Source organism: Kitasatospora sp. NPDC053308 (assembly GCF_055585785.1).
In genome coordinates this window covers 144,502-164,424 of record NZ_JBVJJY010000017.1, presented here as the reverse complement: position 1 = coordinate 164,424, position 19,923 = coordinate 144,502, and the positions used below count along the sequence as shown (strand labels likewise).

21 protein-coding genes are annotated in these 19,923 nt (G+C 73.3%); 17 read left to right on the top strand and 4 right to left on the bottom strand.

Going from position 1 to position 19,923, the window contains the following annotated elements; all coding sequences use genetic code 11:
• Positions 1 to 163 precede the first annotated feature (163 nt).
• From ACZ6Y7_RS30195 to ACZ6Y7_RS30175, 5 genes are all read left to right on the top strand, one after another.
• Positions 164 to 601 (top strand): GntR family transcriptional regulator, encoded by a 438-nt coding sequence (locus ACZ6Y7_RS30195; protein ID WP_465761109.1) that lies wholly within the window; start codon positions 164 to 166, stop codon positions 599 to 601.
• Positions 601 to 1,527 carry an ATP-binding cassette domain-containing protein gene (locus ACZ6Y7_RS30190; RefSeq protein ID WP_465761108.1) on the top strand — a complete coding sequence of 309 codons (927 nt, stop codon included), beginning with the start codon at positions 601 to 603 and terminating at the stop codon, positions 1,525 to 1,527. The genes ACZ6Y7_RS30195 and ACZ6Y7_RS30190 overlap by 1 nt, the downstream gene beginning before the upstream one ends.
• Entirely contained in the window at positions 1,524 to 2,498 is a 975-nt protein-coding gene (locus tag ACZ6Y7_RS30185; protein WP_465761107.1) for a hypothetical protein, read from the top strand. The genes ACZ6Y7_RS30190 and ACZ6Y7_RS30185 overlap by 4 nt, the downstream gene beginning before the upstream one ends.
• A gap of 108 nt (positions 2,499 to 2,606) precedes the next feature.
• The gene (locus ACZ6Y7_RS30180; RefSeq protein WP_465761106.1) at positions 2,607 to 3,449 is read left to right on the top strand and encodes a chitosanase; all 843 of its coding nucleotides are present in this window, start codon (positions 2,607 to 2,609) and stop codon (positions 3,447 to 3,449) included.
• A 258-nt stretch (positions 3,450 to 3,707) separates the two neighbouring features.
• Complete coding sequence (locus tag ACZ6Y7_RS30175; RefSeq protein ID WP_465761105.1) at positions 3,708 to 4,799, top strand: sugar ABC transporter substrate-binding protein; 1,092 nt, start codon at positions 3,708 to 3,710, stop codon at positions 4,797 to 4,799.
• A 90-nt stretch (positions 4,800 to 4,889) separates the two neighbouring features.
• Here the strand turns inward: ACZ6Y7_RS30175 and ACZ6Y7_RS30170 are convergent, their stop codons facing one another.
• A complete protein-coding gene (locus tag ACZ6Y7_RS30170; RefSeq protein WP_465761104.1) occupies positions 4,890 to 5,759 on the bottom strand; it encodes a 3-hydroxybutyryl-CoA dehydrogenase in 870 nt (289 codons plus the stop codon).
• Between the two features lie 362 nt (positions 5,760 to 6,121).
• On the opposite strand from ACZ6Y7_RS30170, the gene ACZ6Y7_RS30165 reads away from it, so the two are divergent.
• Positions 6,122 to 6,940 carry an SDR family NAD(P)-dependent oxidoreductase gene (locus ACZ6Y7_RS30165; protein WP_465761103.1) on the top strand — a complete coding sequence of 273 codons (819 nt, stop codon included), beginning with the start codon at positions 6,122 to 6,124 and terminating at the stop codon, positions 6,938 to 6,940.
• Positions 6,941 to 7,079: 139 nt separating this feature from the next.
• Here ACZ6Y7_RS30165 and ACZ6Y7_RS30160 read toward each other — a convergent pair whose 3' ends face one another.
• Positions 7,080 to 7,988, bottom strand: coding sequence for a polysaccharide deacetylase family protein (locus ACZ6Y7_RS30160; RefSeq protein WP_465761102.1), 909 nt, complete (start codon positions 7,986 to 7,988; stop codon positions 7,080 to 7,082).
• 209 nt (positions 7,989 to 8,197) lie between these two features.
• Between ACZ6Y7_RS30160 and ACZ6Y7_RS30155 the strand changes: the two genes are divergently transcribed.
• The 3 genes from ACZ6Y7_RS30155 (at position 8,198) to ACZ6Y7_RS30145 (ending at position 10,375) form a co-directional block, all read left to right on the top strand.
• A complete protein-coding gene (locus tag ACZ6Y7_RS30155) occupies positions 8,198 to 9,082 on the top strand; it encodes an SAM-dependent methyltransferase (RefSeq protein WP_465761101.1) in 885 nt (294 codons plus the stop codon).
• Positions 9,083 to 9,248: 166 nt separating this feature from the next.
• Complete coding sequence (locus ACZ6Y7_RS30150) at positions 9,249 to 9,824, top strand: HDIG domain-containing metalloprotein (protein ID WP_465761100.1); 576 nt, start codon at positions 9,249 to 9,251, stop codon at positions 9,822 to 9,824.
• Between the two features lie 38 nt (positions 9,825 to 9,862).
• The gene (locus ACZ6Y7_RS30145) at positions 9,863 to 10,375 is read left to right on the top strand and encodes an FBP domain-containing protein (protein ID WP_465761099.1); all 513 of its coding nucleotides are present in this window, start codon (positions 9,863 to 9,865) and stop codon (positions 10,373 to 10,375) included.
• A 78-nt stretch (positions 10,376 to 10,453) separates the two neighbouring features.
• On the opposite strand, the gene ACZ6Y7_RS30140 is transcribed toward ACZ6Y7_RS30145, so the two are convergent.
• The gene (locus ACZ6Y7_RS30140) at positions 10,454 to 10,828 is read right to left on the bottom strand and encodes an RNA-binding S4 domain-containing protein (RefSeq protein ID WP_465761098.1); all 375 of its coding nucleotides are present in this window, start codon (positions 10,826 to 10,828) and stop codon (positions 10,454 to 10,456) included.
• Between the two features lie 113 nt (positions 10,829 to 10,941).
• On the bottom strand, positions 10,942 to 11,346 hold the full coding sequence (locus ACZ6Y7_RS30135; protein WP_465761097.1) for a VOC family protein: 405 nt from the start codon (positions 11,344 to 11,346) through the stop codon (positions 10,942 to 10,944).
• 106 nt (positions 11,347 to 11,452) lie between these two features.
• On the opposite strand from ACZ6Y7_RS30135, the gene ACZ6Y7_RS30130 reads away from it, so the two are divergent.
• The 8 genes from ACZ6Y7_RS30130 to ACZ6Y7_RS30095 all read left to right on the top strand — a co-directional run bounded on the left by ACZ6Y7_RS30130 (position 11,453) and on the right by ACZ6Y7_RS30095 (position 19,816).
• On the top strand, positions 11,453 to 12,664 hold the full coding sequence (locus ACZ6Y7_RS30130) for a methyltransferase (protein ID WP_465761096.1): 1,212 nt from the start codon (positions 11,453 to 11,455) through the stop codon (positions 12,662 to 12,664).
• Positions 12,665 to 12,779: 115 nt separating this feature from the next.
• The gene (gene argC / locus ACZ6Y7_RS30125) at positions 12,780 to 13,808 is read left to right on the top strand and encodes an N-acetyl-gamma-glutamyl-phosphate reductase (protein WP_465761095.1); all 1,029 of its coding nucleotides are present in this window, start codon (positions 12,780 to 12,782) and stop codon (positions 13,806 to 13,808) included.
• Positions 13,809 to 13,825: 17 nt separating this feature from the next.
• On the top strand, positions 13,826 to 14,980 hold the full coding sequence (argJ, locus tag ACZ6Y7_RS30120; RefSeq protein ID WP_465761114.1) for a bifunctional glutamate N-acetyltransferase/amino-acid acetyltransferase ArgJ: 1,155 nt from the start codon (positions 13,826 to 13,828) through the stop codon (positions 14,978 to 14,980).
• A gap of 175 nt (positions 14,981 to 15,155) precedes the next feature.
• Entirely contained in the window at positions 15,156 to 16,031 is an 876-nt protein-coding gene (gene argB, locus ACZ6Y7_RS30115; RefSeq protein ID WP_465761113.1) for an acetylglutamate kinase, read from the top strand.
• A gap of 14 nt (positions 16,032 to 16,045) precedes the next feature.
• The gene (locus ACZ6Y7_RS30110; RefSeq protein WP_465761094.1) at positions 16,046 to 17,323 is read left to right on the top strand and encodes an acetylornithine transaminase; all 1,278 of its coding nucleotides are present in this window, start codon (positions 16,046 to 16,048) and stop codon (positions 17,321 to 17,323) included.
• Between the two features lie 23 nt (positions 17,324 to 17,346).
• Positions 17,347 to 17,895 carry an arginine repressor gene (locus ACZ6Y7_RS30105; RefSeq protein WP_049652068.1) on the top strand — a complete coding sequence of 183 codons (549 nt, stop codon included), beginning with the start codon at positions 17,347 to 17,349 and terminating at the stop codon, positions 17,893 to 17,895.
• A gap of 126 nt (positions 17,896 to 18,021) precedes the next feature.
• Positions 18,022 to 19,446, top strand: a complete 1,425-nt coding sequence (argH, locus tag ACZ6Y7_RS30100) for an argininosuccinate lyase (protein ID WP_465761093.1) — start codon at positions 18,022 to 18,024, stop codon at positions 19,444 to 19,446.
• A gap of 112 nt (positions 19,447 to 19,558) precedes the next feature.
• Positions 19,559 to 19,816 (top strand): sigma-70 RNA polymerase sigma factor region 4 domain-containing protein, encoded by a 258-nt coding sequence (locus ACZ6Y7_RS30095; protein WP_402216627.1) that lies wholly within the window; start codon positions 19,559 to 19,561, stop codon positions 19,814 to 19,816.
• Positions 19,817 to 19,923: the final 107 nt, after the last annotated feature.

Sequence of the window (19,923 nt, the reverse complement as noted above, 5' to 3'; positions counted from 1 at the left end):
GGTGGCTTCCGCGGAGGCCGTCGCCCGAGGGGGGGTGGTGTTGCGCGGCCCCGGCTTCGGTACCCCCCGCGGGGCCCCCGCCGCGGACCACGGGTCCCCCGCCGGGGCCCTTTGCCTTTCCTTGGGTTGACGATGGCTCAGCTCCGCCATTATCTCTTTAGCTATGGAAGTAGATAAAGGCGACGACCGGCCCTCTCCGATCGAGTTCCGCCTGGACCCGGCCTCCGGCGTCCCGACCTACCTGCAGCTCGTGCAGCAGGTCGAACAGGCGCTGCGGATGGGCTGGTTGACGGAGGGGGACCGGTTGCCCCGGGTGCGCGAAGCGGTCGCCGGGCTGGCGATCAACCCGAACACCGTGCTCAAGGCGTACCGCGAGCTGGAGCACCGCGGCCTCGCGGTCGGCCGCCGCGGCCAGGGCACCTTCGTCCGGGGGCTGCCCGCCGGGGTGGTGCCGCTGCGTGAACGGGACGCGCTGCGGCGGGGGTTGCTGGACTGGATGCGCTCGGCGCGGACCGCCGGGCTGGACGAGGAGGGGATGGCCGCCGTGTTCGAGGACGCGCTGCGCGACCTGCGCGAGGGCCGGGGCGGGGTGGTGGCCTGATGGCCGCGGACACGGTGATCGACTGCGCCGGGCTGGGCAAGCGTTACCGCCGCTCCTGGGCGCTGCGGGACTGCCGACTGGCCGTCCCCGCCGGGCACGTGGTGGCGCTGGTCGGCCCGAACGGCGCCGGCAAGTCCACGCTGCTGGGCCTGGCCGCCGGACTCATCCTGCCCAGTGAGGGCGCGCTGACCGTCCTCGGTGACCAACTGCCGGGATCACCAGAGGCGTTGGACCGGATCGGCTTCGTCGCCCAGAACGCCTCGCTCTACCCGAACCTGACCGTGCGCGACCTGCTCGCGATGGGCCGCCACCTCAACCGCCGGTGGGACGACGCCCGGGCCCGGGCCCACCTGGAGGGCCTCGGCATCCCGTCGGACCGCACGTACGGCCGGCTCTCCGGTGGCCAGCAGGCCCAGGTCTCGCTCGCCCTCGCGCTCGCCAAGCGGCCCGAACTCCTGCTGCTGGACGAGCCCTTGGCCGCGCTCGATCCGCTGGCCCGGCACGACTTCATGGCCGTGCTGCTGACCGCCGTGGCCGAGGACGGGCTCTCGGTGGTGTTCTCCTCGCACGCCGTCAACGAACTGCAGCAGAGCTGCGACTACCTGGTCGTGCTCGGCGCGGGCCGGGTCCAGGTGGCGGGCGACGTGGACGACCTGCTGGCCGGCCACCGGATGCTGACCGGCCCGACGGCCGAGGCGGACCTGGTCGCCGAGCGGCTGCCGGTGGTCCGCGACCGGCGGGCCGGCGCCCAGTGCCACCTGCTGGTCCGCACCGGTGGAGTGGACGCCCCGGTCTCCGGCGGCTGGTGCCAACAGCGCGTCGGCCTGGAGGAGTTGGTGCTCTCCTACCTGCGCGAGCCGACCGCCTCCGCGCTCCCCGGCCCGCTCGGGGCCGTCCCCTCGAACGAGAAAGTGCTGCTGCCATGAGTGCCGTCACCGCCGTTCCCGCCGCGTTGTCCCGCAGCGGGGTGCTCCGTGCGGCATGGCTGCGCCACCGGCCGCCGGTGCGGACGCTGCTGGGCCTGCTCGCCGGGCTGCTCCTGCTGCTGGCCGTCACGGGCTACTTCGTGCGCGCCGGTCTGGACCGTTCCGGGGCGGGATCGTGCGACATGGCGCAGCGGGCCTGCAACGAACGGTGGAAGGCGTTCCTGCACGAGTACGGTACGGAACTGATGGTCGGCGGCAACATCGTCTACCTGCTCGGCGGGGCGCTCGGCGCCTTCATGGGCGGGCCGTTGCTGGCGAAGGAGTTCGAGCACGGCACGGTCCGCTTCGCGTGGACCCAGGGTGCCGGGCGCACCCGGTGGACGGTGGGCGGCCTGGCCGTCGTGGGCGGAGTCCTGGTGGTCGCGACCGTGGTGACGGGGGCGGTGGCCAACTGGTGGATCGCTCCGCTGGACGCGAAGAGCGGACGGTTCGCCGCGCTGTCCTTCGCGAGCGCCCCGCCCGCGCTGGTCGGCCGGGTCCTCCTGGCGTTCGCCCTGTCCGTCCTCGCGGGTGCGGTGCTGCGGCGGACGCTGGTCGCGGTGGGGGTCGGCGTGGCGGCCTCGGTGGCGTCCGTCCCGCTGGCGGAGTCGCTGCGGTTCCACTACCGCACTCCGCTGCAGGACGCCGTGCACACGCTCGCCCAGTCCTCGGTCGACCACCGCTGGACGGGGGCCAGCTGGATCACGGACCCGGCCGGCAACCGCCTCTCCAGTGGCGCCTTCTACGACCTGGGGACGGACTTCTACGGTGGGCAGAGGCTGGTGAGCGAGGGCGGCTACACCGTGCACGAGACCTACCAGCCGGACGACCGCTACTGGGCGTTCCAGTTCATCGAGTTGGGGTGGATGGCCGCGCTCGCGGCGGTGCTGTGCGCGGCCGCGGTCTGGTGGGTGCACCGACGAGCGGTCTGACCGTCGTTTTTGAAGATCTTCCGTCAAAACCCTTGCGGGGGTGGGGGGCTGTGGGACTAGCTTCTCGTTAGGAAAGTTTCCTAACCCACCGAGGAAACGGAGCGTTCTATGCGCCCTCAGCCCCGTCGTGCCCTCCGGATAGCCCTCGCCGCCGCCCTGGTGGCCGCGCCCCTCACCGCCGCGGCCACCTCGGTGGCCCAGGCCGCCCCGGCCCCCACCGCGGCCGTCCGGCTCGCGGGGGTCGGGCTGGACGACCCGCACAAGAAGGACATCGCGATGCAGCTGGTGTCCAGCGCGGAGAACTCCTCGCTGGACTGGAAGGCCCAGTACAAGTACATCGAGGACATCAAGGACGGCCGCGGCTACACCGCCGGCATCATCGGCTTCTGTTCGGGCACCGGTGACATGCTGGAGCTGGTCCAGCACTACACCGACCTCAAGCCCGGCAACATCCTCGCCAAGTACCTGCCCGCGCTGAAGAAGGTCAACGGCACCGACTCGCACGCCGGCCTCGGCTCCGCCTTCGAGCGCGACTGGGTCACCGCCGCCAAGGACACCGTCTTCCAGCAGGCCCAGAACGACGAGCGCGACCGGGTGTACTTCAACCCCGCCGTCAGCCAGGGCAAGAAGGACGGCCTCGGCGCCCTCGGTCAGTTCATCTACTACGACGCCATCGTCATGCACGGCCCCGGCGACAGCTCGGACAGCTTCGGCGGCATCCGCGCCGCGGCCATGAGGAAGGCCAAGACCCCGGCCCAGGGCGGCGACCAGGCCACCTACCTCAAGGCCTTCCTGGACGCCCGCAAGGTCGTGATGAAGAAGGAGGAGGCGCACTCCGACACCAGCCGGGTGGACACCGAGCAGCTGGTGTTCCTCAACGCCAGGAACTTCGACCTCAACCCGCCGCTGAAGTGGAAGGTCTACGGCGACAGCTACGCCATCAACAGCTGACGCACCGCCCCGTGGCGGGCGACCCCGTTCCCGGGGCCGCCCGCCGTTGGCTTCCGCTCCGCGCCTCCTTCAGGAGTCGACGCTGCCGAGCCGGCTCCCGGCGGCCCACCTGCGGCGATGCGCACGGATCATTCGCTCCATAACGAATCGGACAGGAGAATAACGAAGACTCCTTCACTTATTGACGCATTCGCCCGGTGGCGCTTGACTCCCTTCCCTGCCGCGACGCCGCGGCGCGTACAGGAGGCACCACCGATCATGAACAGACCCATGCGTCTCGCGGCCGCGGGCACGGCCGCCGCGTTGCTCACGCTCACCCTCGCGGCCTGCGGCCAGACCCAGGCCTCGCAGCAGCCGGCGGCCGGCGCGGGTGAACGGAGCATCGGTCTGCTTCTACCGGAGAACACCTCCTCCACCCGCTACGAGGCCTTCGACAGGCCGCTGATCCAGCAGACGGTCACCAGCCTCTGCCCGAGGTGCACGATCAGCTACGCCAACGCGGACGGGAACGAGACCACCCAGAAGCGCCAGTTCGACGACATGCTGGCCAAGGGCGTCAAGGTCATCCTGCTCGACCCGGTCAACGCCAGCGGCACCGCCCCGTGGGTCGAGGCCGCCGCCGCCAAGGGCGTGAAGGTCGTCGCCTACGACCGGCTGGCCGCCGGCAAGGTCGCCGCCTACGTGTCCTTCGACAACGGGCGCACCGGTGAACTCCAGGGCCAGAGCCTGCTGGACGCGCTCGGCCCGAAGGCCGCCTCGGCCAATGTCGTGATGATCAACGGTGCCGAGTCCGACCCCAACGCCGCGCAGTTCAAGGCGGGCGCGCACCGTGCGCTGGACGGCAAGGTCAAGAAGATCGCCTACGAGCAGTCCGGCGAGTGGAAGCCGGAGGTGGCCACGGCGAAGATGAACGAGGCCATCCAGAGCCTGGGCAAGGACGGCATCCAGGCCGTCTACGCGGCCAACGACGGCATGGCCGCCGCCGTCATCGAGTCGCTGAAGGCGGCGGGCATCAAGAACGTGCCCGTGGGCGGCCAGGACGCGTCCATGGACGCGGTGCGCCGGGTGCTCGCCGGCGAGCAGGCCTACACCATCTACAAGCCGTACAAGCCCGAGGCGGACGCGGCCGGCACCATCGCCGTCGAGCTGGTCGAGGGCCTGGACATCAGCTCGACGGCGACCGCGGTCACCGACAGCGGCGGGCTGCACATCCCGTCCCTGCTGCTCACCCCGATCGTGGTGACGAAGGCGAAGGTGCAGGTCACGGTGGTCGGCGGCGGCCTCTACAAAGCCGCCGACATCTGCACGCCGCAGTACGCGGACGCCTGCGCGGCGGCCGGCGTCAAGTAGCGCGAGGACCGGCTCCCCGCGGGCGGGGAGCCGGCTGCGTCACCCCCCCGGCACCCCCGGCCCGGCCGGCGCCGCCTTCCCGCGGAGGCCTCAGGCGCTCGCGGTGTAGTCGTAGAAGCCGCGGCCGGACTTGCGGCCCAGCAGGCCCGCGTCGACCATCCGGGAGAGCAGCGGCGGAGCGGCGTACAGCGGCTCCTTGTACTCGTCGTACATCGACTCGGCGATCGAGACGATGGTGTCCAGGCCGATCAGGTCGCACAGCCGCAGCGGGCCCATCGGGTGGGCGCAGCCGGCCTCCATGCCCTTGTCGATGTCGGAGGCGGTGGCCACGCCCGACTCGAACATCCGGACCGCGGACAGCAGGTACGGCACCAGCAGCGCGTTGACCACGAAGCCGGCCCGGTCGCGGGCGCGGATCGGCTCCTTGGCGAGCACCTGGGAGGCGAAGGCCTCGACCCGCTCGGTGGTGGCCGCCGAGGTGGTCAGGGTCGGGATGACCTCGACCAGCTTCTGCACCGGCGCCGGGTTGAAGAAGTGCAGGCCGATGACCTGCTCCGGGCGGGAGGTGGCGGCGGCCAGCTTCACGATCGGGATCGAGGAGGTGTTGGAGGCGAGGATCGCGTCGCGGCGCTCGATCACCCGGTCCAGGGTCTCGAAGATCTTGACCTTGATGTCCTCGCGCTCCGCGACGGCCTCGACCACGAGGTCGCGGTCGGCGAAGTCGGACAGGTCGACGGTGAAGGACAGCCGGGCCATCGCCTCGTCCCGCTGCTCGGGGGACAGCTTGCCGCGCTTGACGGCCGTCTCCAGGGAGTTGGTCAGCCGGGTGCGGCCGAACTCCAGCGCCTCACCGCTGGCCTCCGACACCAGGACGTCCAGGCCGGCCCGGGCGAAGACCTCGGCGATGCCCGACCCCATCAGACCGCAGCCGACTACTCCGACGCGCGCGATGTCACTCACTCAGTTGCCCTTCGGTGGTGCTGGGGGTCGCCCAGCGACTGGTGGCCCAGCGAGCTGCTGGTCAAGCGGGGTCGGTGTACCGGCATTGGGTGCACCGGTCACCGCCCCGACGACGTTACTACTCCGTACCGGCCGGTAGGTCACCCCCTCCCCGGCGGAGTGCCACCGCGCCCGGATCCCCCGAACGGGTGAGGAGACGCCCCCGGCCCGTGTGCCCGGGGCCGGCGCCGTCCGGCGGCCGACAGAATGCCGCAGACGGGGGCCGGGGACGGACACGGCGGACAGCGCGCCAGGACGGTCGGGCGCGGACGGCGGACGGCGGACGGACGGCCGGACGGCCGGGACGGGAAGGGAGCACGCACGTGTCGACGGGATCACTCGCGGGGCAGGTCGCCCTGGTCACCGGCGCGGGCCGGGGCATCGGCCGGGAGATCGCCATCGGCCTGGCCGCCGAGGGGATGGCCGTCGGCCTGCTCGGACGCACCCACGAGACGCTCACCGACACCCTCAAGGAGTGCGTCAAGCACGGCTCCCGGGGCGTGGCCGTCACCGCGGACGTCACCCGCCCCGGCTCGGTGCGCGAGGCCGTCCGGCTGGTCGAGCGCGACCTCGGCCCGATCGACCTGCTGGTCAACAACGCCGGTCAGGTCGACCGTGCCGAGGTGCCGATCTGGGAGACCGACGCCAACCAGTGGTGGCAGGTGATCGAGACCAACCTGCGCGGCCCCTACAACCTGCTGCGCTGCGTCCTGCCCGGCATGGTCGAGCGACGCGCCGGCCGGGTGGTCAACCTCAACTCCGGCTTCGCGCTGCGCCCGGACGGCGACTACACCGCGTACGCCACCTCCAAGGGCGCGCTGCTCCAGCTCTCCGACAACATCGCGGACTCGCTCGCCCGGCACGGCGTGGTCGTCCTGGACATCAGCCCCGGGGCGGTGGCCACCGACATGACCGCCGGGATGCCGATGTTCAAGGACATGAAGGCCTGGGGTTCGATCCCGTACATGGTCGCGGTCACCGTGGACGCCGCCCGTGGCCGCTTCGACGCGCTGCACGGGCGGTTCATCCACGCCGGACGGGACGACCTGGCGGAACTGGTCGACCGGGCCGAGGAGATCCGCGCGTCGGACGCCCGGACGCTGCGGCTGCGCCCGTACAAGGACGGCGACCCGATGGCCTGACCGCCCCGGCCCTCCCGCGCCTTTCGTCCCGGGTCGGGCGCCCCCGCGCGCCCGTCAGGCCGTGCGCCCTGAGCCCTACGCGCCCGTCCCGCCGTCCGCCCCGAGCCCTACACGCCCTGCGCCCTACGCGCCCTGCGCCCTACGCGCAGAGCTGGCTGGCGGTGACCGGCTTGAGCCCGGCCTTGGCGAGGCCGTCCAGGATCGCGGGCAGCGCGTCCACCGTGCACTGGTGGCCCATGTGCAGGGCCACCACCGAGCCGCCGCGCACCGAGTTCAGCACCCGGCGCTGCAGCTCGGCGGCCGACGGGTCGCTGTAGTCCCGCGGGTCGACGTCGAAGGACAGCACGTGCTCGTAGCCGACGGCCCTGGCCTGCTCGCGCACCATCGGGGTGGCGTACTGCGCGGCGGAGGGGCGGAACCAGCGGCCGATCGAGCCGGTCAGCCGCTGCAGCCGTTCGGCGCACTGGGCGATCTCGGCGCGTGCCTGGTCCGGGGTCATGGCGGAGATGTTGAGGTGGTTCTGGGTGTGGTTGCCCAGTTCGTGGCCGCCGTCCAGGATCCGGCGGGCCATCTGCGGCTGCTGGTCGAGCCAGCTGCCGACGGCCATCACGGTCAGTTTGGCGCCGCGCTGCTCGGCGATCTCCAGCAGCGCGGTCGCCAGCTTCGGATCGCCGCTGCCGTGGAAGGTGAGCGCCACGTTCTTGCCGGTGCGCGGCCCGTACACGACCTCGACCGGGGTGCCGGGCGCGAGCGGGGGCAGCGCGGGCGGGGTCGGTGGGGCGGAGGTCTGGGCGGCGGCCGCGGTGGCCTCCGGGGTGGGCTGCGCCTCGGCCGGGGCGGTCGGGGCGGGGGAGGCCGGGCCCTCGCCGCCGTTCCAGGCGGGGTCGGTGACGTGCTGCGGGTCCACGGTGCCGGGGTGCGCGGCCAGCGCCCCGGGGTCGGCCCGGCGGGGCGCGCCGGTGCCGCAGGCGGTGACGAGGCCGCCGGTGGCGGTGAGGGCGGCCAGGCGGGCGGCGGTGCGCAGTACGGTGCGGCGGTCGGCAGTCATCGGCAGCCAGCATAGAGAGGGCGGCCCCGGCGGGCGATCCGGTGCGGCCCGAACGTACCGCCTTTGACGTGCACACATTCGATCTACGGGCGTTGCGTAAACCTGAACTCCCGCTGTTTCCGCGGCGTGTCGTTGGATACGATCACCGCGCACCGCGTGTTGACAAGCGGTCGCACAATTCCGGCATAGCGCATTGGGGGCGGAACAGGATGCACGAGGACACCACGGCCACCGGCCGGGCGACCGGCACCGACTGGCACTGGGCCAGAGCGGACGACTGGCAGCCGCCGAGCGAGTTGGACACCGGCATCCCGCACACGGCCCGGATGTACGACTACTACCTGGGCGGCAAGGACAACTTCGAGGCCGACCGCAAGGCCGCGCAGGCCGCGATAGCCGCCTACCCCGCGCTGCCGCTGCTGGCGCGCACCAACCGGCAGTTCCTCGGCCGCGCCGTCGAGTTCGCCGCCGGGAGGGGCATCCGCCAGTTCGTCGACATCGGCACCGGCATCCCGGCGGTCGGCTCCACCAGCGAGGTCGCCCAGCGCGTCGCCCCGGACGCCCGCGTGGTCTACGTGGACAACGACCCGATCGTCGCCACCCACGCCCGCGCCCTGCTGGCCGGCCACCCGTCCGGTCACACCTCGGTGATCGAGGCCGACCTGCGCGACCCGGAGGCGATCCTCGCCCACCCGGCGCTGGCCGCCGCCGTCGACCTCTCCCAGCCGGTCGCGCTGATGCTGGTCGCCGTGCTGCACTTCATCCGCGACGAGGACGGCGCGGAGCGGATCGTCCGCACCCTGCGCGACGCGCTCGCCCCCGGCAGCGCCCTGATCCTCTCGCACGGCAGCCCGGACTTCGCCTCCCGGGAGAGCGCCGCCGAGGGCACCCGGATCTACCGGAGCGCCAGCGCCCCGCTGGTCCTGCGCCCCCGGGCCGACGTCGAACCCTTCTTCGGCGACTTCGAGTTCGTCGGCCCCGGGCTCGTCCAGCTGCCGCTCTGGCGCCCGACCGCGGGCCACGTGCCCACCAGCGAACTGCCCGAGGGCTGGCAGGACGTCTCCGCCTACGCGGGCGTCGCGATCAAGAAGTAGCCGGGCGGCGACGGCCCGCCACCGAGGAGCGGCCCGCCGAGCCCCGCACGACGGCCACGGCCACGGCCCCGGCGCCTCCCTCCTGCGCCGGGACCGGGCCATCGCAGCCTACGCACCCCTACTGACAGCCCTTCACCGGCCCGGGTACTCACCGGTACGGTGCAGCGTGACCACTGCCCTCCCGCCGCTGCCGCCCGACGTCGCCGACCTGCTGAGGGCCGTCGACGCCCCGCCCCGACTCGTCGCCCACCTCGCGCTGGTGCACGAGGTCGCCGAGGAGATCGCCGACTTCTGCGCCCGCGAAGGGCTGGAGTTCGACCGCGAAGCCGTCCGGTACGGCGCGGCCACCCACGACATCGGCAAGACCGTCCACCCCGAGGAGCTCTCGGCGCCCGGCTCCGCGCACGAGGCCGCCGGTCACGCCCTGCTGCTGGCCCGCGGCGTCCCGGAGCGGCTCGCCCGCTTCGCCCGCAGCCACGCGAGCTGGGACGGGCCCGGCGTCACCGTCGAGGAACTTCTGGTCAGCCTGGCCGACAAGGCCTGGAAGAACAAGCGCGTCCGGGACTTGGAAGACCGCGTGGTCGACCGGCTCGCCGAGGCCGCCGGCCGGGAGCGCTGGGAGGCCTTCCTCGCCCTGGACGACCTGCTCGCCCGGATCGGCGAGGAGGCCCCGCGGCGGCTCGCCGTCCAAGCGGAGCACCCCGTACGTACCGGAAGGACCGCCGGGACCGCGAGAAATTGACGCGACAGGGGGCGCGCGGCGGTGTTAGCTTCCGCGGCATGGAACCCCTGAGCGAGAACGAGATCCGCGCGTCCTTCGTCAACTGCTCCAAGGGCGAGGCCCGTCGGCTCAACCTGCCCCGGGGCCTGGCGGAACTGCCCTGGGAGAACCTGGACTTCCTCGGCTGGCGGGACCAGGGCGCGCCCGACCGGGCGTACCTGGTGGCGCGGCACGGCGGCGAGCCGGTCGGCGTCACCCTGCGGGTGCCGACGGTCCGGCGCAGCCTCACCAAGAGCAACGTCTGCTCGCTGTGCATCACCTCGCACGCCGGCACCGGCGTCGCACTGCTCGCCGCCCGCCGGGCCGGTGCGGCCGGGCGCGAGGGCAACACGGTGGGGACGTACATCTGCGCCGACCTCGCCTGCTCGCTCTACGTGCGCGGGCTGAAGAAGTCCACCCTGGTCACCCGGCCCGACGAGTCGCTGCCGCTGGAGGAGCAGATCGCCCGGACGACGGGCAACCTCGCCGCCTTCCTCGACCGGGTGCTCACCGACACCGCCGTCTCCGCCTGAGGCCCGCGCGGCCGCCTCCGGCCGGACCCGCGCCCCGGACCCGCGCCGCTGCCCGCCCGGGGCCCGCGCCGCCGGCCCTCAGTGGCCGCGCAGCTGGTCCAGCTCCCGGCGCTCGCGCTTCGTCGGGCGCCCGGTGCCGCGGTCCCGCTGCCCGGCCGCCGCGACGAACTCCCGCGGCGGCCGCGGCGGACTGTTGTCGACCAGGCACGGCGCCGCCTCGGCCGCGCCGACCCGCTTGCGGATCAGCTTCTGCACCACCACGACCCGCTCGAAGTTCTCCTCGCGGACCCGGACCTCGTCCCCGACCCTCAGCGCCTGCGCGGGCTTGGCCCGCTCGCCGTTCACCCGGACGTGCCCGGCGCGGCAGGCGGCCGCCGCCAGCGCCCGCGTCTTGACCAGCCGGACCGACCAGATCCAGCTGTCCACCCGCACGCTTCCCTCGTGTTCAGCCATCCTCGGAGCCTACCCAAGGGCCGCGCCCGAGCGTCCGCGCCCGAGCGTTGGGCCCGAGCTCCGAGCCCGACGCGCGGGCCCGGGCGTCCGGCCCCGCACGTCGGGCCCCGGCGTCACGCCGCGGTCGGCGCCTCCTGGATCGCCCAGCCGTTGCCGTCCGGGTCGTTGAAGAACACGAAGTTGTTCCACGGCTCGCCGTGCCCGTCGACCCGGGACCCGGCCACGAAGTGCTGGACCGGGCTGACCTGCACGCCGCGCGCCACCAGTTCGGCGTGCGCCTTCTCGATGTCGGCCACCACCAGCTGGAGGCCCTTGACCGAGCCGGGCGGCGAGTCGATCACCCCCGTGCCCACCACGATCGAACAGGGCGAGCCCGGGGGAGTCAGCTGGACCACCCTGACCCCGTCCCGCAGACGGGTGTCGTGGTCCACCGTGAAGCCGGCCTGCTCCTCGTAGAAGAGCTTCGCGCGGTCCACGTCGGACACCGGGACCACCACGACTTCGAGCTTCCAGTCCATCGCCCTCACCCCTCTCGGTCGGGCCCTTCCAGTATCCGTCCGGATCCGTCCGGCGGCCTTCCTCCACAACTGTTCCCCGGCGCCCGTCCGATAGCCTGAGAACACGATGAATCCCCAGACCACGCCGCCCGCGACCCCGTCGGCCACCACGCTGGCCACCCCGTGGGGCACCTTCGACCTCACCCGCTTCCCCGAGGACCCGCGCGAGCGGCTGCGAGCCTGGGACGCCGCCGACGAGTACCTGCTGCGCCACCTCGCGGGCGAGGCGGACAGCGCGGCCGGGGCCGCCACCGAACTGGCCGGCCGCCGGATCGTCGTCCTCGGCGACCGCTGGGGCGCGCTGACCACCGCGCTCGCCGAGCACCGCCCGGTCCAGATCTCCGACTCCCACCTCGGGCGGCAGGCCACCCGGGCCAACCTGGCGCGGGCCGGCGCCACCGTCGACGACGGCCTGCTGCTGACCACCCGGGACACCCCGCCGGAGCGGATCGACGTGCTGCTGGTGCGCGTCCCCAAGAGCCTCGCCCTGCTGGAGGACCAGCTGCACCGGCTCGCCCCGGCGCTCCACGAGGGCACCGTGGTGATCGGCACCGGCATGGTCACCGAGATCCACACCTCCACCCTCCGGCTCTTCGAGCGGATCCTCGGCCCGACCCGCACCTCGCTCGCCGTCCGCAAGGCCCGGCTGATCTTCTGCACCCCCGACCCGGCGCTCGACCCCGGACCCAGCCCGTGGCCGCACCGCTACGCGCTGCCCCCGGACATCGGCCCGGCGGCCGGCCGTACGGTGGTCAACCACGCGGGCACCTTCTGCGCCGAGCGGCTCGACATCGGCACCCGCTTCTTCCTCGCCCACCTGCCCGTGCCCGCCCCGGGCACCCGGGTGGTGGACCTCGGCTGCGGCAACGGCGTGGTCGGTACGGCCGCCGCGCTGGCCGGGCCGGGCGCGGAGCTGGTCTTCGTGGACGAGTCGCACCAGGCGGTGGCCTCCGCCGAGGAGACCTTCCGCACCAACCTGGGCCCGGACGCCCCGGCGCGGTTCCTGACCGCCGACGCGCTCGCGGCGGAGGCGATCGCCCCCGGATCGGTGGACCTGGTGCTCAACAACCCGCCGTTCCACTCCCACCAGGCGACCACCGACGCCACCGCCTGGCGGATGTTCACCGGTTCCAAGCGGGCACTGCGGCCCGGCGGTGAACTCTGGGTGGTGGGCAACCGTCATCTCGGCTACCACGTCAAGCTGCGCCGTCTCTTCGGCAACTGCCAACTGGTCGCCGGCAACCCCAAGTTCGTGGTGCTGCGCGCCGTCAAGCGCTGAGCCGTCCCCGTCGGCACCGGCCGCCGCGGCCGGTGCCGGGCGGGGCTCCGCCAGAGACTCCTTGCATGGATTTTCCACCACGCGTATATTCATGCCACGACGAAGGAGGAACGCCATGGCATTGCGAGTCGCCGTCGCCGGCGCGAGCGGGTACGCGGGCGGTGAGGTGCTGCGCCTGCTGCTCGGCCACCCGGAGGTGGAGATCGGGGCCCTGACCGGCGGCTCGAACGCGGGCACCCGGCTGGGCGCGCTGCAGCCGCACCTGATCCCGCTCGCCGACCGCGTCCTCGAACCCACCACCCCCGAGGTGCTGGCCGACCACGACGTGGTGTTCCTGGCGCTGCCGCACGGCCAGTCCGCCGCCGTCGCCGAGGCGCTCGGCCCGAACGTCCTGGTGGTCGACTGCGGAGCCGACTTCCGGCTCAAGGCCGCCGCCGACTGGGAGCAGTTCTACGGCTCCGCGCACGCCGGTACCTGGCCCTACGGCCTGCCCGAACTCCCCGGCCACCGCGCCGCGTTGAAGGGCACCAACCGGATCGCCGTGCCCGGCTGCTACCCGACGGCCGTCTCGCTGGCGCTGTTCCCCGCGTACGCGGCCGGGCTCGCCGAGCCGGAGGCCGTGGTGGTCGCCGCCTCCGGCACCTCCGGCGCGGGCAAGGCCGCCAAGCCGCACCTGCTGGGCAGCGAGGTGATGGGCAGCGTCAGCCCGTACGGCGTCGGCGGCGTCCACCGGCACACCCCCGAGATGGCGCAGAACCTCACGCCGCTCGCCGGTGAGCCGGTCACCGTCTCCTTCACCCCCACGCTCGTCCCGATGCCGCGCGGCATCCTCGCCACCTGCTCGGCCAAGGCCAGGCCCGGCGTGACCGCCGAGAGCCTGCGCGCCGCCTACGGCGAGGCCTTCGCGGACGAGCCCTTCGTCCACCTGCTGCCCGAGGGGCAGTGGCCGCAGACCAGCAGCGTCTACGGCGCCAACACCGCCCTGGTCCAGGTCGCCCTGGACGCCACCGCCGGGCGGATCATCGCGATCAGCGCGATCGACAACCTGGTCAAGGGCACCGCCGGCGGCGCGGTGCAGAGCATGAACATCGCCCTCGGCCTGCCCGAGGAGCTGGGCCTTCCCGTGAACGGAGTCGCACCGTGAGCAGCAGCAGCACCAACGTGGGCGTGACGGCGGCCAAGGGCTTCCGCGCCGCCGGCGTCACGGCCGGCCTCAAGGACTCCGGGGCCCCGGACCTCGCCCTGGTGGTCAACGACGGCCCCTCGCTCGCCGCGGCCGGCGTCTTCACCGCCAACCGGGTCAAGGCCGCGCCGGTGCTCTGGTCCGAGCAGGTCCTCAAGGGCGGCCTGGTCTCCGCCGTCGTCCTGAACTCCGGTGGCGCCAACGCCTGCACCGGCCCGCTCGGCTTCCAGGACACCCACGCCACCGCGGAGAAGGCGGCCGAGGAGCTGGGGCTCAACGCGGGCGAGGTCGCGGTGGCCTCCACCGGTCTGATCGGCGTCCGGCTGCCGATGGACCTCCTGCTGCCCGGTGTCGCCCTGGCCGCCGGGCAGCTCAGCGCGACGGGCGGCGAAGCCGCCGCGATCGCCATCAAGACCACCGACACCGTGCACAAGACCGCCCAGGTCACCAGCCCGTCCGGCTGGACGGTCGGAGGCATGGCCAAGGGCGCGGGCATGCTCGCCCCGGGCCTGGCCACCATGCTGGTCGTGCTCACCACCGACGCCCTCGTCGACGGCGCCGCGCTGGACGCCGCCCTGCGCGGCGCCACCCGCACCACCTTCGACCGGATCGACTCCGACGGCTGCATGTCGACCAACGACACCGTGCTGCTGCTCGCCTCCGGTGCCACCGGCATCACCCCGGACGAGGCCGAGTTCGCCGAGGCGGTCCGCACGGTCAGCGCCGACCTGGCCCGGCAGCTGATCGGCGACGCCGAGGGCGCGAGCAAGGACATCCGGATCGACGTCACCGGCGCCGCCACCGAGGACGAGGCCGTCGACGTCGCCCGGACGATCGGCCGCAACAACCTGCTCAAGTGCGCCATCCACGGCGAGGACCCCAACTGGGGCCGGGTGCTGGCCGCGATCGGCACCACCTCCGCCGCCTTCGACCCGAACCGGCTGGACGTCGCCATCAACGGCGTCTGGGTCTGCAAGGACGGCGGGGTCGGCGAGGACCGCGACCTGGTGGACATGAAGGCCAGGGAGGTCGTGATCACCGCGAACCTCAACGCCGGTACGGCGAGCGCCACGCTGTGGACCAACGACCTGACCGCCGACTACGTTCACGAGAACAGCGCCTACTCGACCTGATCCACGTCACTTCGTCCGCGCCATCCTGACCCGCGGCACACCACCGAGCCGCCGCGGCACCGGTCCGCGACACCTCCCCCCGGCTCCGGCCGGGGGACCCCATCGACGAGGGAATCCCGTGCAGATCGCACCCAAGGGCGAACAGGCCCGCAACAACACCGCGTTGCCCAAGGCCATGACGCTGATCGAGGCGCTGCCCTGGCTGGAGCGCTTCCACGGCAAGACGGTCGTGATCAAGTTCGGCGGCAACGCCATGGTCGACGACGAGCTCAAGGCGGCCTTCGCCCAGGACGTCGTCTTCCTCCGCTACGCCGGCCTGCACCCCGTCGTGGTGCACGGCGGCGGCCCGCAGATCAGCGCCCAACTGGACAAGCTGGGGCTGGAGTCCAGCTTCACCAACGGCCTGCGGGTCACCACCCCCGAGACCATGGACGTGGTCCGGATGGTGCTGGCCGGCCAGGTGCAGCGCGAACTGGTCGGCCTGCTCAACGCGCACGGCCCGTTCGCCGTCGGCATGACCGGCGAGGACGCCCACACCATGACGGCGGTCAAGCGGTACGCGGTGGTGGACGGCGAGCAGGTGGACATCGGCCTGGTCGGCGACATCGTCAACATCGAGGCCGGCGCGGTGAAGGCGCTGATCGCCGACGGCCGGATCCCGGTCGTCTCCTCGATCGCCCGGGGCGCCGACGGCCACGTCTACAACATCAACGCCGACACCGCCGCCTCCGCCCTCGCGGTCGCGCTCGGGGCCGAGATGCTGGTGATCCTCACCGACGTCGAGGGCCTCTACAAGGACTGGCCGAACTCCGACGACGTGATCAGCCAGCTCAACGCGGGCGAACTGGAGGAGCTGCTGCCCGGCCTGGCCACCGGCATGCTCCCCAAGATGGAGGGCTGCCTGCGCGCCGTCCGCTCCGGCGTGGGCACCGCCCGCGTCCTGGACGGCCGGGTGCCGCACAGCCTGCTGCTGGAGATCTTCACCGACGAGGGCATCGGCACGATGGTCGTGCCGGACGACGAACCGACCGTGACCGGGGGACTGGCATGACTGGCGTGAGTGGCGTGACTGGCAGTTCCGGCTCGGCGGGCCCGGCGGACGCGTCCGGCCCGACCGGCCCGACCGGCGACGCCGGCCCGACGCACAACGAACAGCTCACCGAGCGGTGGCAGCACAGCTTCACCGACAACTACGGCACCCCCCGCATCCCGCTGGTGCGCGGCGAGGGCAGCAAGCTCTGGGACGCCGACGGCAAGGAGTACACCGACCTGCTCGGCGGCATCGCCGTCAACGCCCTCGGCACCGCCCACCCGGCCGTGGTCGAGGCCGTCACCCGGCAGATCGCCACCCTCGGCCACGTCTCCAACCTGTTCATGGCCGAGCCCACCATCGCCCTCGCCGAGCGGCTGCTGCGCCTGGACGGCCGGCCGGGCGGCCGGGTGTTCTTCTGCAACTCCGGCGCCGAGGCCAACGAGGCCGCCTTCAAGATCAGCCGGCGGACCGGCCGCACCCAGCTGGTCGCCCTCCAGGGAGGCTTCCACGGCCGGACCATGGGCGCCCTCGCGCTCACCGGTCAGCCCGCCAAGCAGGACCCGTTCCGCCCGCTGCCCGGTGACGTCACGCACGTCCCCTTCGGCGACGTCGAGGCGCTGCGCGCGGCCGTCACCCCCGAGACCGCCGCCGTCTTCCTGGAGCCCGTCCAGGGCGAGAACGGCGCGATCCCGCTGCCGGACGGCTACCTCCGGGCCGCCCGCGAGATCACCCGGGCCACCGGCGCCCTGCTCGTCCTGGACGAGATCCAGACCGGCGTGGGCCGCACCGGCCACTGGTACGCCCACCAGGCCCACGAGGGCGTCGAGCCGGACGTCGTCACGCTGGCCAAGGCGCTCGGCGGCGGCCTGCCGATGGGTGCCGTCCTCGCCTTCGGCCCGGCCGCCGAGCTGCTCACGCCTGGGCAGCACGGCACCACCTTCGGCGGCAACCCGGTGGCCGCCGCGGCCGGCCTCGCGGTGCTGGACACCATCGAGTCCGAGGGACTGCTGGAGCACGTCCGCAAGCTGGGCGAGCGGCTGCGGCACGGCGTCGAGGCGATCGGCGACCCGCTGGTCTCGCACGTGCGCGGCGCGGGCCTGCTGCTCGGGATCGTGCTCACCGAGCCGGTCTCGGCCCAGGTCCAGGCCGCCGCGCAGGAGGCCGGCTTCCTGGTCAACGCGGCCGTCCCGGACGCCGTCCGGCTGGCGCCCCCGCTCGTGCTGACCGAGCAGGAGGCGGACGCCTTCCTCGCGGCCCTGCCGGGCATCCTCCGGACGGTGCGCGAGAGCGCCCCGGCCGATGCGAGTTGACCATCGTCCGGGAGAATAATCACATGACCGCTTCCCACTCCGGCCCCTCCGCCGCCGGCCCGACGCCGCAGGTCCCGCAGACCCGCACCGCGCGCCACCGGCGGATCGTGGACCTGCTCACCCGCCAGCCCGTGCGTTCGCAGAGCCAGCTCGCCAAGCTGCTCGCCGACGACGGACTCGTGGTCACCCAGGCCACCCTCTCCCGGGACCTGGACGAGCTGGGCGCGGTCAAGATCCGCAACCGGGACGGCGCGCTGATCTACGCCGTCCCGGCCGAGGGCGGCGACCGCACGCCGCGCGCGCCGATGGGGGAGTCGGCCAGCGAGGGCCGGATGGCCCGGTTGGCCGGCGAGCTGATGGTCTCCGCGACGGCCTCCGGCAACCTGGTGGTGCTGCGCACCCCGCCCGGCGCCGCCCAGTTCCTCGCCTCGGCGATCGACCAGGCGGAGGTGTTCGAGATCATCGGCACCATCGCGGGCGACGACACCGTCCTGCTGATCAGCCGCGACCCGGCGGGCGGCCAGGCACTCGCCGACCACCTGATGCAACTCGCCCAGGCGAAGGCGCAGTAGCGCCGCGCGGCCGCTCGACGCCCACGACCCCGGCGGACGGACCCCCGTCCGCCGGGGTTTTGTGTTTCATACGCCGTGATGCATACTTATGCCACTCGCCGCACACGTGTGAAGGAGCCCAACGCGATGACCGCCCAGCAGTCCTCCGACGTCCGACTCTGGGGCGCGCGCTTCGCCGACGGCCCCTCCGAGGCCCTCGCCAAGCTCTCCGCCTCGGTCCACTTCGACTGGCGCCTCGCGCCGTACGACATCGCGGGCTCCAAGGCCCACGCCCGGGTCCTGCACAAGGCCGGCCTGCTGTCCGACGACGAGCTGGCCGCCATGCTGGCCGGCCTCGACCGGCTGCTCGCCGACGTCGAGGCGGGCACCTTCACCGGCACCGTCGCCGACGAGGACGTCCACACCGCCCTGGAGCGCGGCCTGCTGGAGCGCCTCGGCGCCGAACTCGGCGGCAAGCTGCGGGCCGGGCGCTCGCGCAACGACCAGATCGCCACGCTGTTCCGGATGTACCTGCGGGACCACGCGAAGACCATCGGCGCGCTGCTCCTGGACCTCCAGCAGGCCCTGGTCGGCCTCGCCGAGGCGCACCCCGACACCGCCATGCCGGGCCGCACCCACCTCCAGCACGCCCAGCCCGTGCTCTTCGCCCACCACGTCCTCGCGCACGTGCAGGCCCTCGGCCGGGACGCCGAGCGGCTGCGCCAGTGGGACGCCCGCACCGCCGTCTCGCCGTACGGCTCCGGGGCGCTGGCCGGCTCCTCGCTCGGCCTCGACCCGCAGGCCGTCGCCGCCGACCTCGGCTTCGAGGGCGGCTCGGTCGGCAACTCCATCGACGGCACCGCCTCGCGCGACTTCGTGGCCGAGTTCGCCTTCGTGACCGCGATGATCGGGATCGACCTCTCCCGGATCGCGGAGGAGGTGATCATCTGGAACACCAAGGAGTTCGGCTTCATCACGCTGCACGACGCCTTCTCCACCGGCTCCTCGATCATGCCGCAGAAGAAGAACCCGGACATCGCCGAGCTCGCCCGCGGCAAGTCCGGCCGCCTGATCGGCAACCTCACCGGCCTGCTGGCCACCCTCAAGGCCCTCCCGCTGGCCTACAACCGGGACCTCCAGGAGGACAAGGAGCCGGTCTTCGACTCCTGCGACACCCTGGAGGTGCTGCTGCCCGCGTTCACCGGGATGATGGCCACCCTCACCGTGCACCGGGAGCGGCTGGAGGAACTCGCCCCCGCGGGCTTCTCGCTCGCCACCGACATCGCCGAGTGGCTGGTCAAGCAGGGTGTGCCGTTCCGGGTCGCGCACGAGGTGGCCGGCGCCTGCGTCAAGGTCTGCGAGGCCGAGGGCATCGAACTGTCCGACCTGACGGACGAGCAGTTCGCCGCGATCTCCGCGCACCTGACGCCCGACGTGCGCTCCGTGCTGAGCGTGCACGGCGCCATCGCCTCCCGCAACGGCCGGGGCGGCACCGCCCCCTCCGCGGTCGCGGTCCAGCTCGCCGAGGTCAAGGCGGACCTGGCGCGGCAGCAGGAGTGGATCCGGGGCTGACCCGACCGGAGGTCGACGGGGGAGGGGCGCGGCGGACCGACCGGCGCGCCCCTCCGGCGTCCGCGCCCCGGCCCGGGCGTAACCGGCCCCGCCCCGGACCGTCATGCACGGTGTGTGCACAACCCTTCCGCCCGTCCCCTCCGCCGAGGACGTCTACCTCGCCGAGTGCCGCCGCCGGGCGATCCGCGAGACCGTCGCCGCCCTGCCCGGCCGCTGCCCGCAGCTGATCGCCGCCCTTGCCGAGGACCCGCCGCCGACCTACCGCGAGCTCTCCGAGCGGCTCGGCATGCCGCGCGGCTCCATCGGCCCCACCCGCTCCCGCTGCCTCGCCTGCCTGCGCACCCTGCTGCACGCCGAGCGCTACCCCTGAGGCGCGGGGGGGCCTCCTGGGACCCACGCCCCCCCGCACCCAGGGGTTAACCCCCCCCCACCCCGGCCCCCCAAAGGTGGGGGAGAGTTGACACCCGGGGCCGAGTT

Coding starts and splice junctions, on each gene's coding strand:
- ACZ6Y7_RS30195 (WP_465761109.1), top strand. CDS start 164: ATGGAAGTAGATAAAGGCGACGACCGGCCCTCTCCGATCGAGTTCCGC.
- ACZ6Y7_RS30190 (WP_465761108.1), top strand. CDS start 601: ATGGCCGCGGACACGGTGATCGACTGCGCCGGGCTGGGCAAGCGTTAC.
- ACZ6Y7_RS30185 (WP_465761107.1), top strand. CDS start 1,524: ATGAGTGCCGTCACCGCCGTTCCCGCCGCGTTGTCCCGCAGCGGGGTG.
- ACZ6Y7_RS30180 (WP_465761106.1), top strand. CDS start 2,607: ATGCGCCCTCAGCCCCGTCGTGCCCTCCGGATAGCCCTCGCCGCCGCC.
- ACZ6Y7_RS30175 (WP_465761105.1), top strand. CDS start 3,708: ATGAACAGACCCATGCGTCTCGCGGCCGCGGGCACGGCCGCCGCGTTG.
- ACZ6Y7_RS30160 (WP_465761102.1), bottom strand. CDS start 7,988: ATGACTGCCGACCGCCGCACCGTACTGCGCACCGCCGCCCGCCTGGCC.
- ACZ6Y7_RS30155 (WP_465761101.1), top strand. CDS start 8,198: ATGCACGAGGACACCACGGCCACCGGCCGGGCGACCGGCACCGACTGG.
- ACZ6Y7_RS30145 (WP_465761099.1), top strand. CDS start 9,863: ATGGAACCCCTGAGCGAGAACGAGATCCGCGCGTCCTTCGTCAACTGC.
- ACZ6Y7_RS30140 (WP_465761098.1), bottom strand. CDS start 10,828: ATGGCTGAACACGAGGGAAGCGTGCGGGTGGACAGCTGGATCTGGTCG.
- ACZ6Y7_RS30135 (WP_465761097.1), bottom strand. CDS start 11,346: ATGGACTGGAAGCTCGAAGTCGTGGTGGTCCCGGTGTCCGACGTGGAC.
- ACZ6Y7_RS30130 (WP_465761096.1), top strand. CDS start 11,453: ATGAATCCCCAGACCACGCCGCCCGCGACCCCGTCGGCCACCACGCTG.
- argC (WP_465761095.1), top strand. CDS start 12,780: ATGGCATTGCGAGTCGCCGTCGCCGGCGCGAGCGGGTACGCGGGCGGT.
- argB (WP_465761113.1), top strand. CDS start 15,156: ATGACGCTGATCGAGGCGCTGCCCTGGCTGGAGCGCTTCCACGGCAAG.
- ACZ6Y7_RS30105 (WP_049652068.1), top strand. CDS start 17,347: ATGACCGCTTCCCACTCCGGCCCCTCCGCCGCCGGCCCGACGCCGCAG.
- argH (WP_465761093.1), top strand. CDS start 18,022: ATGACCGCCCAGCAGTCCTCCGACGTCCGACTCTGGGGCGCGCGCTTC.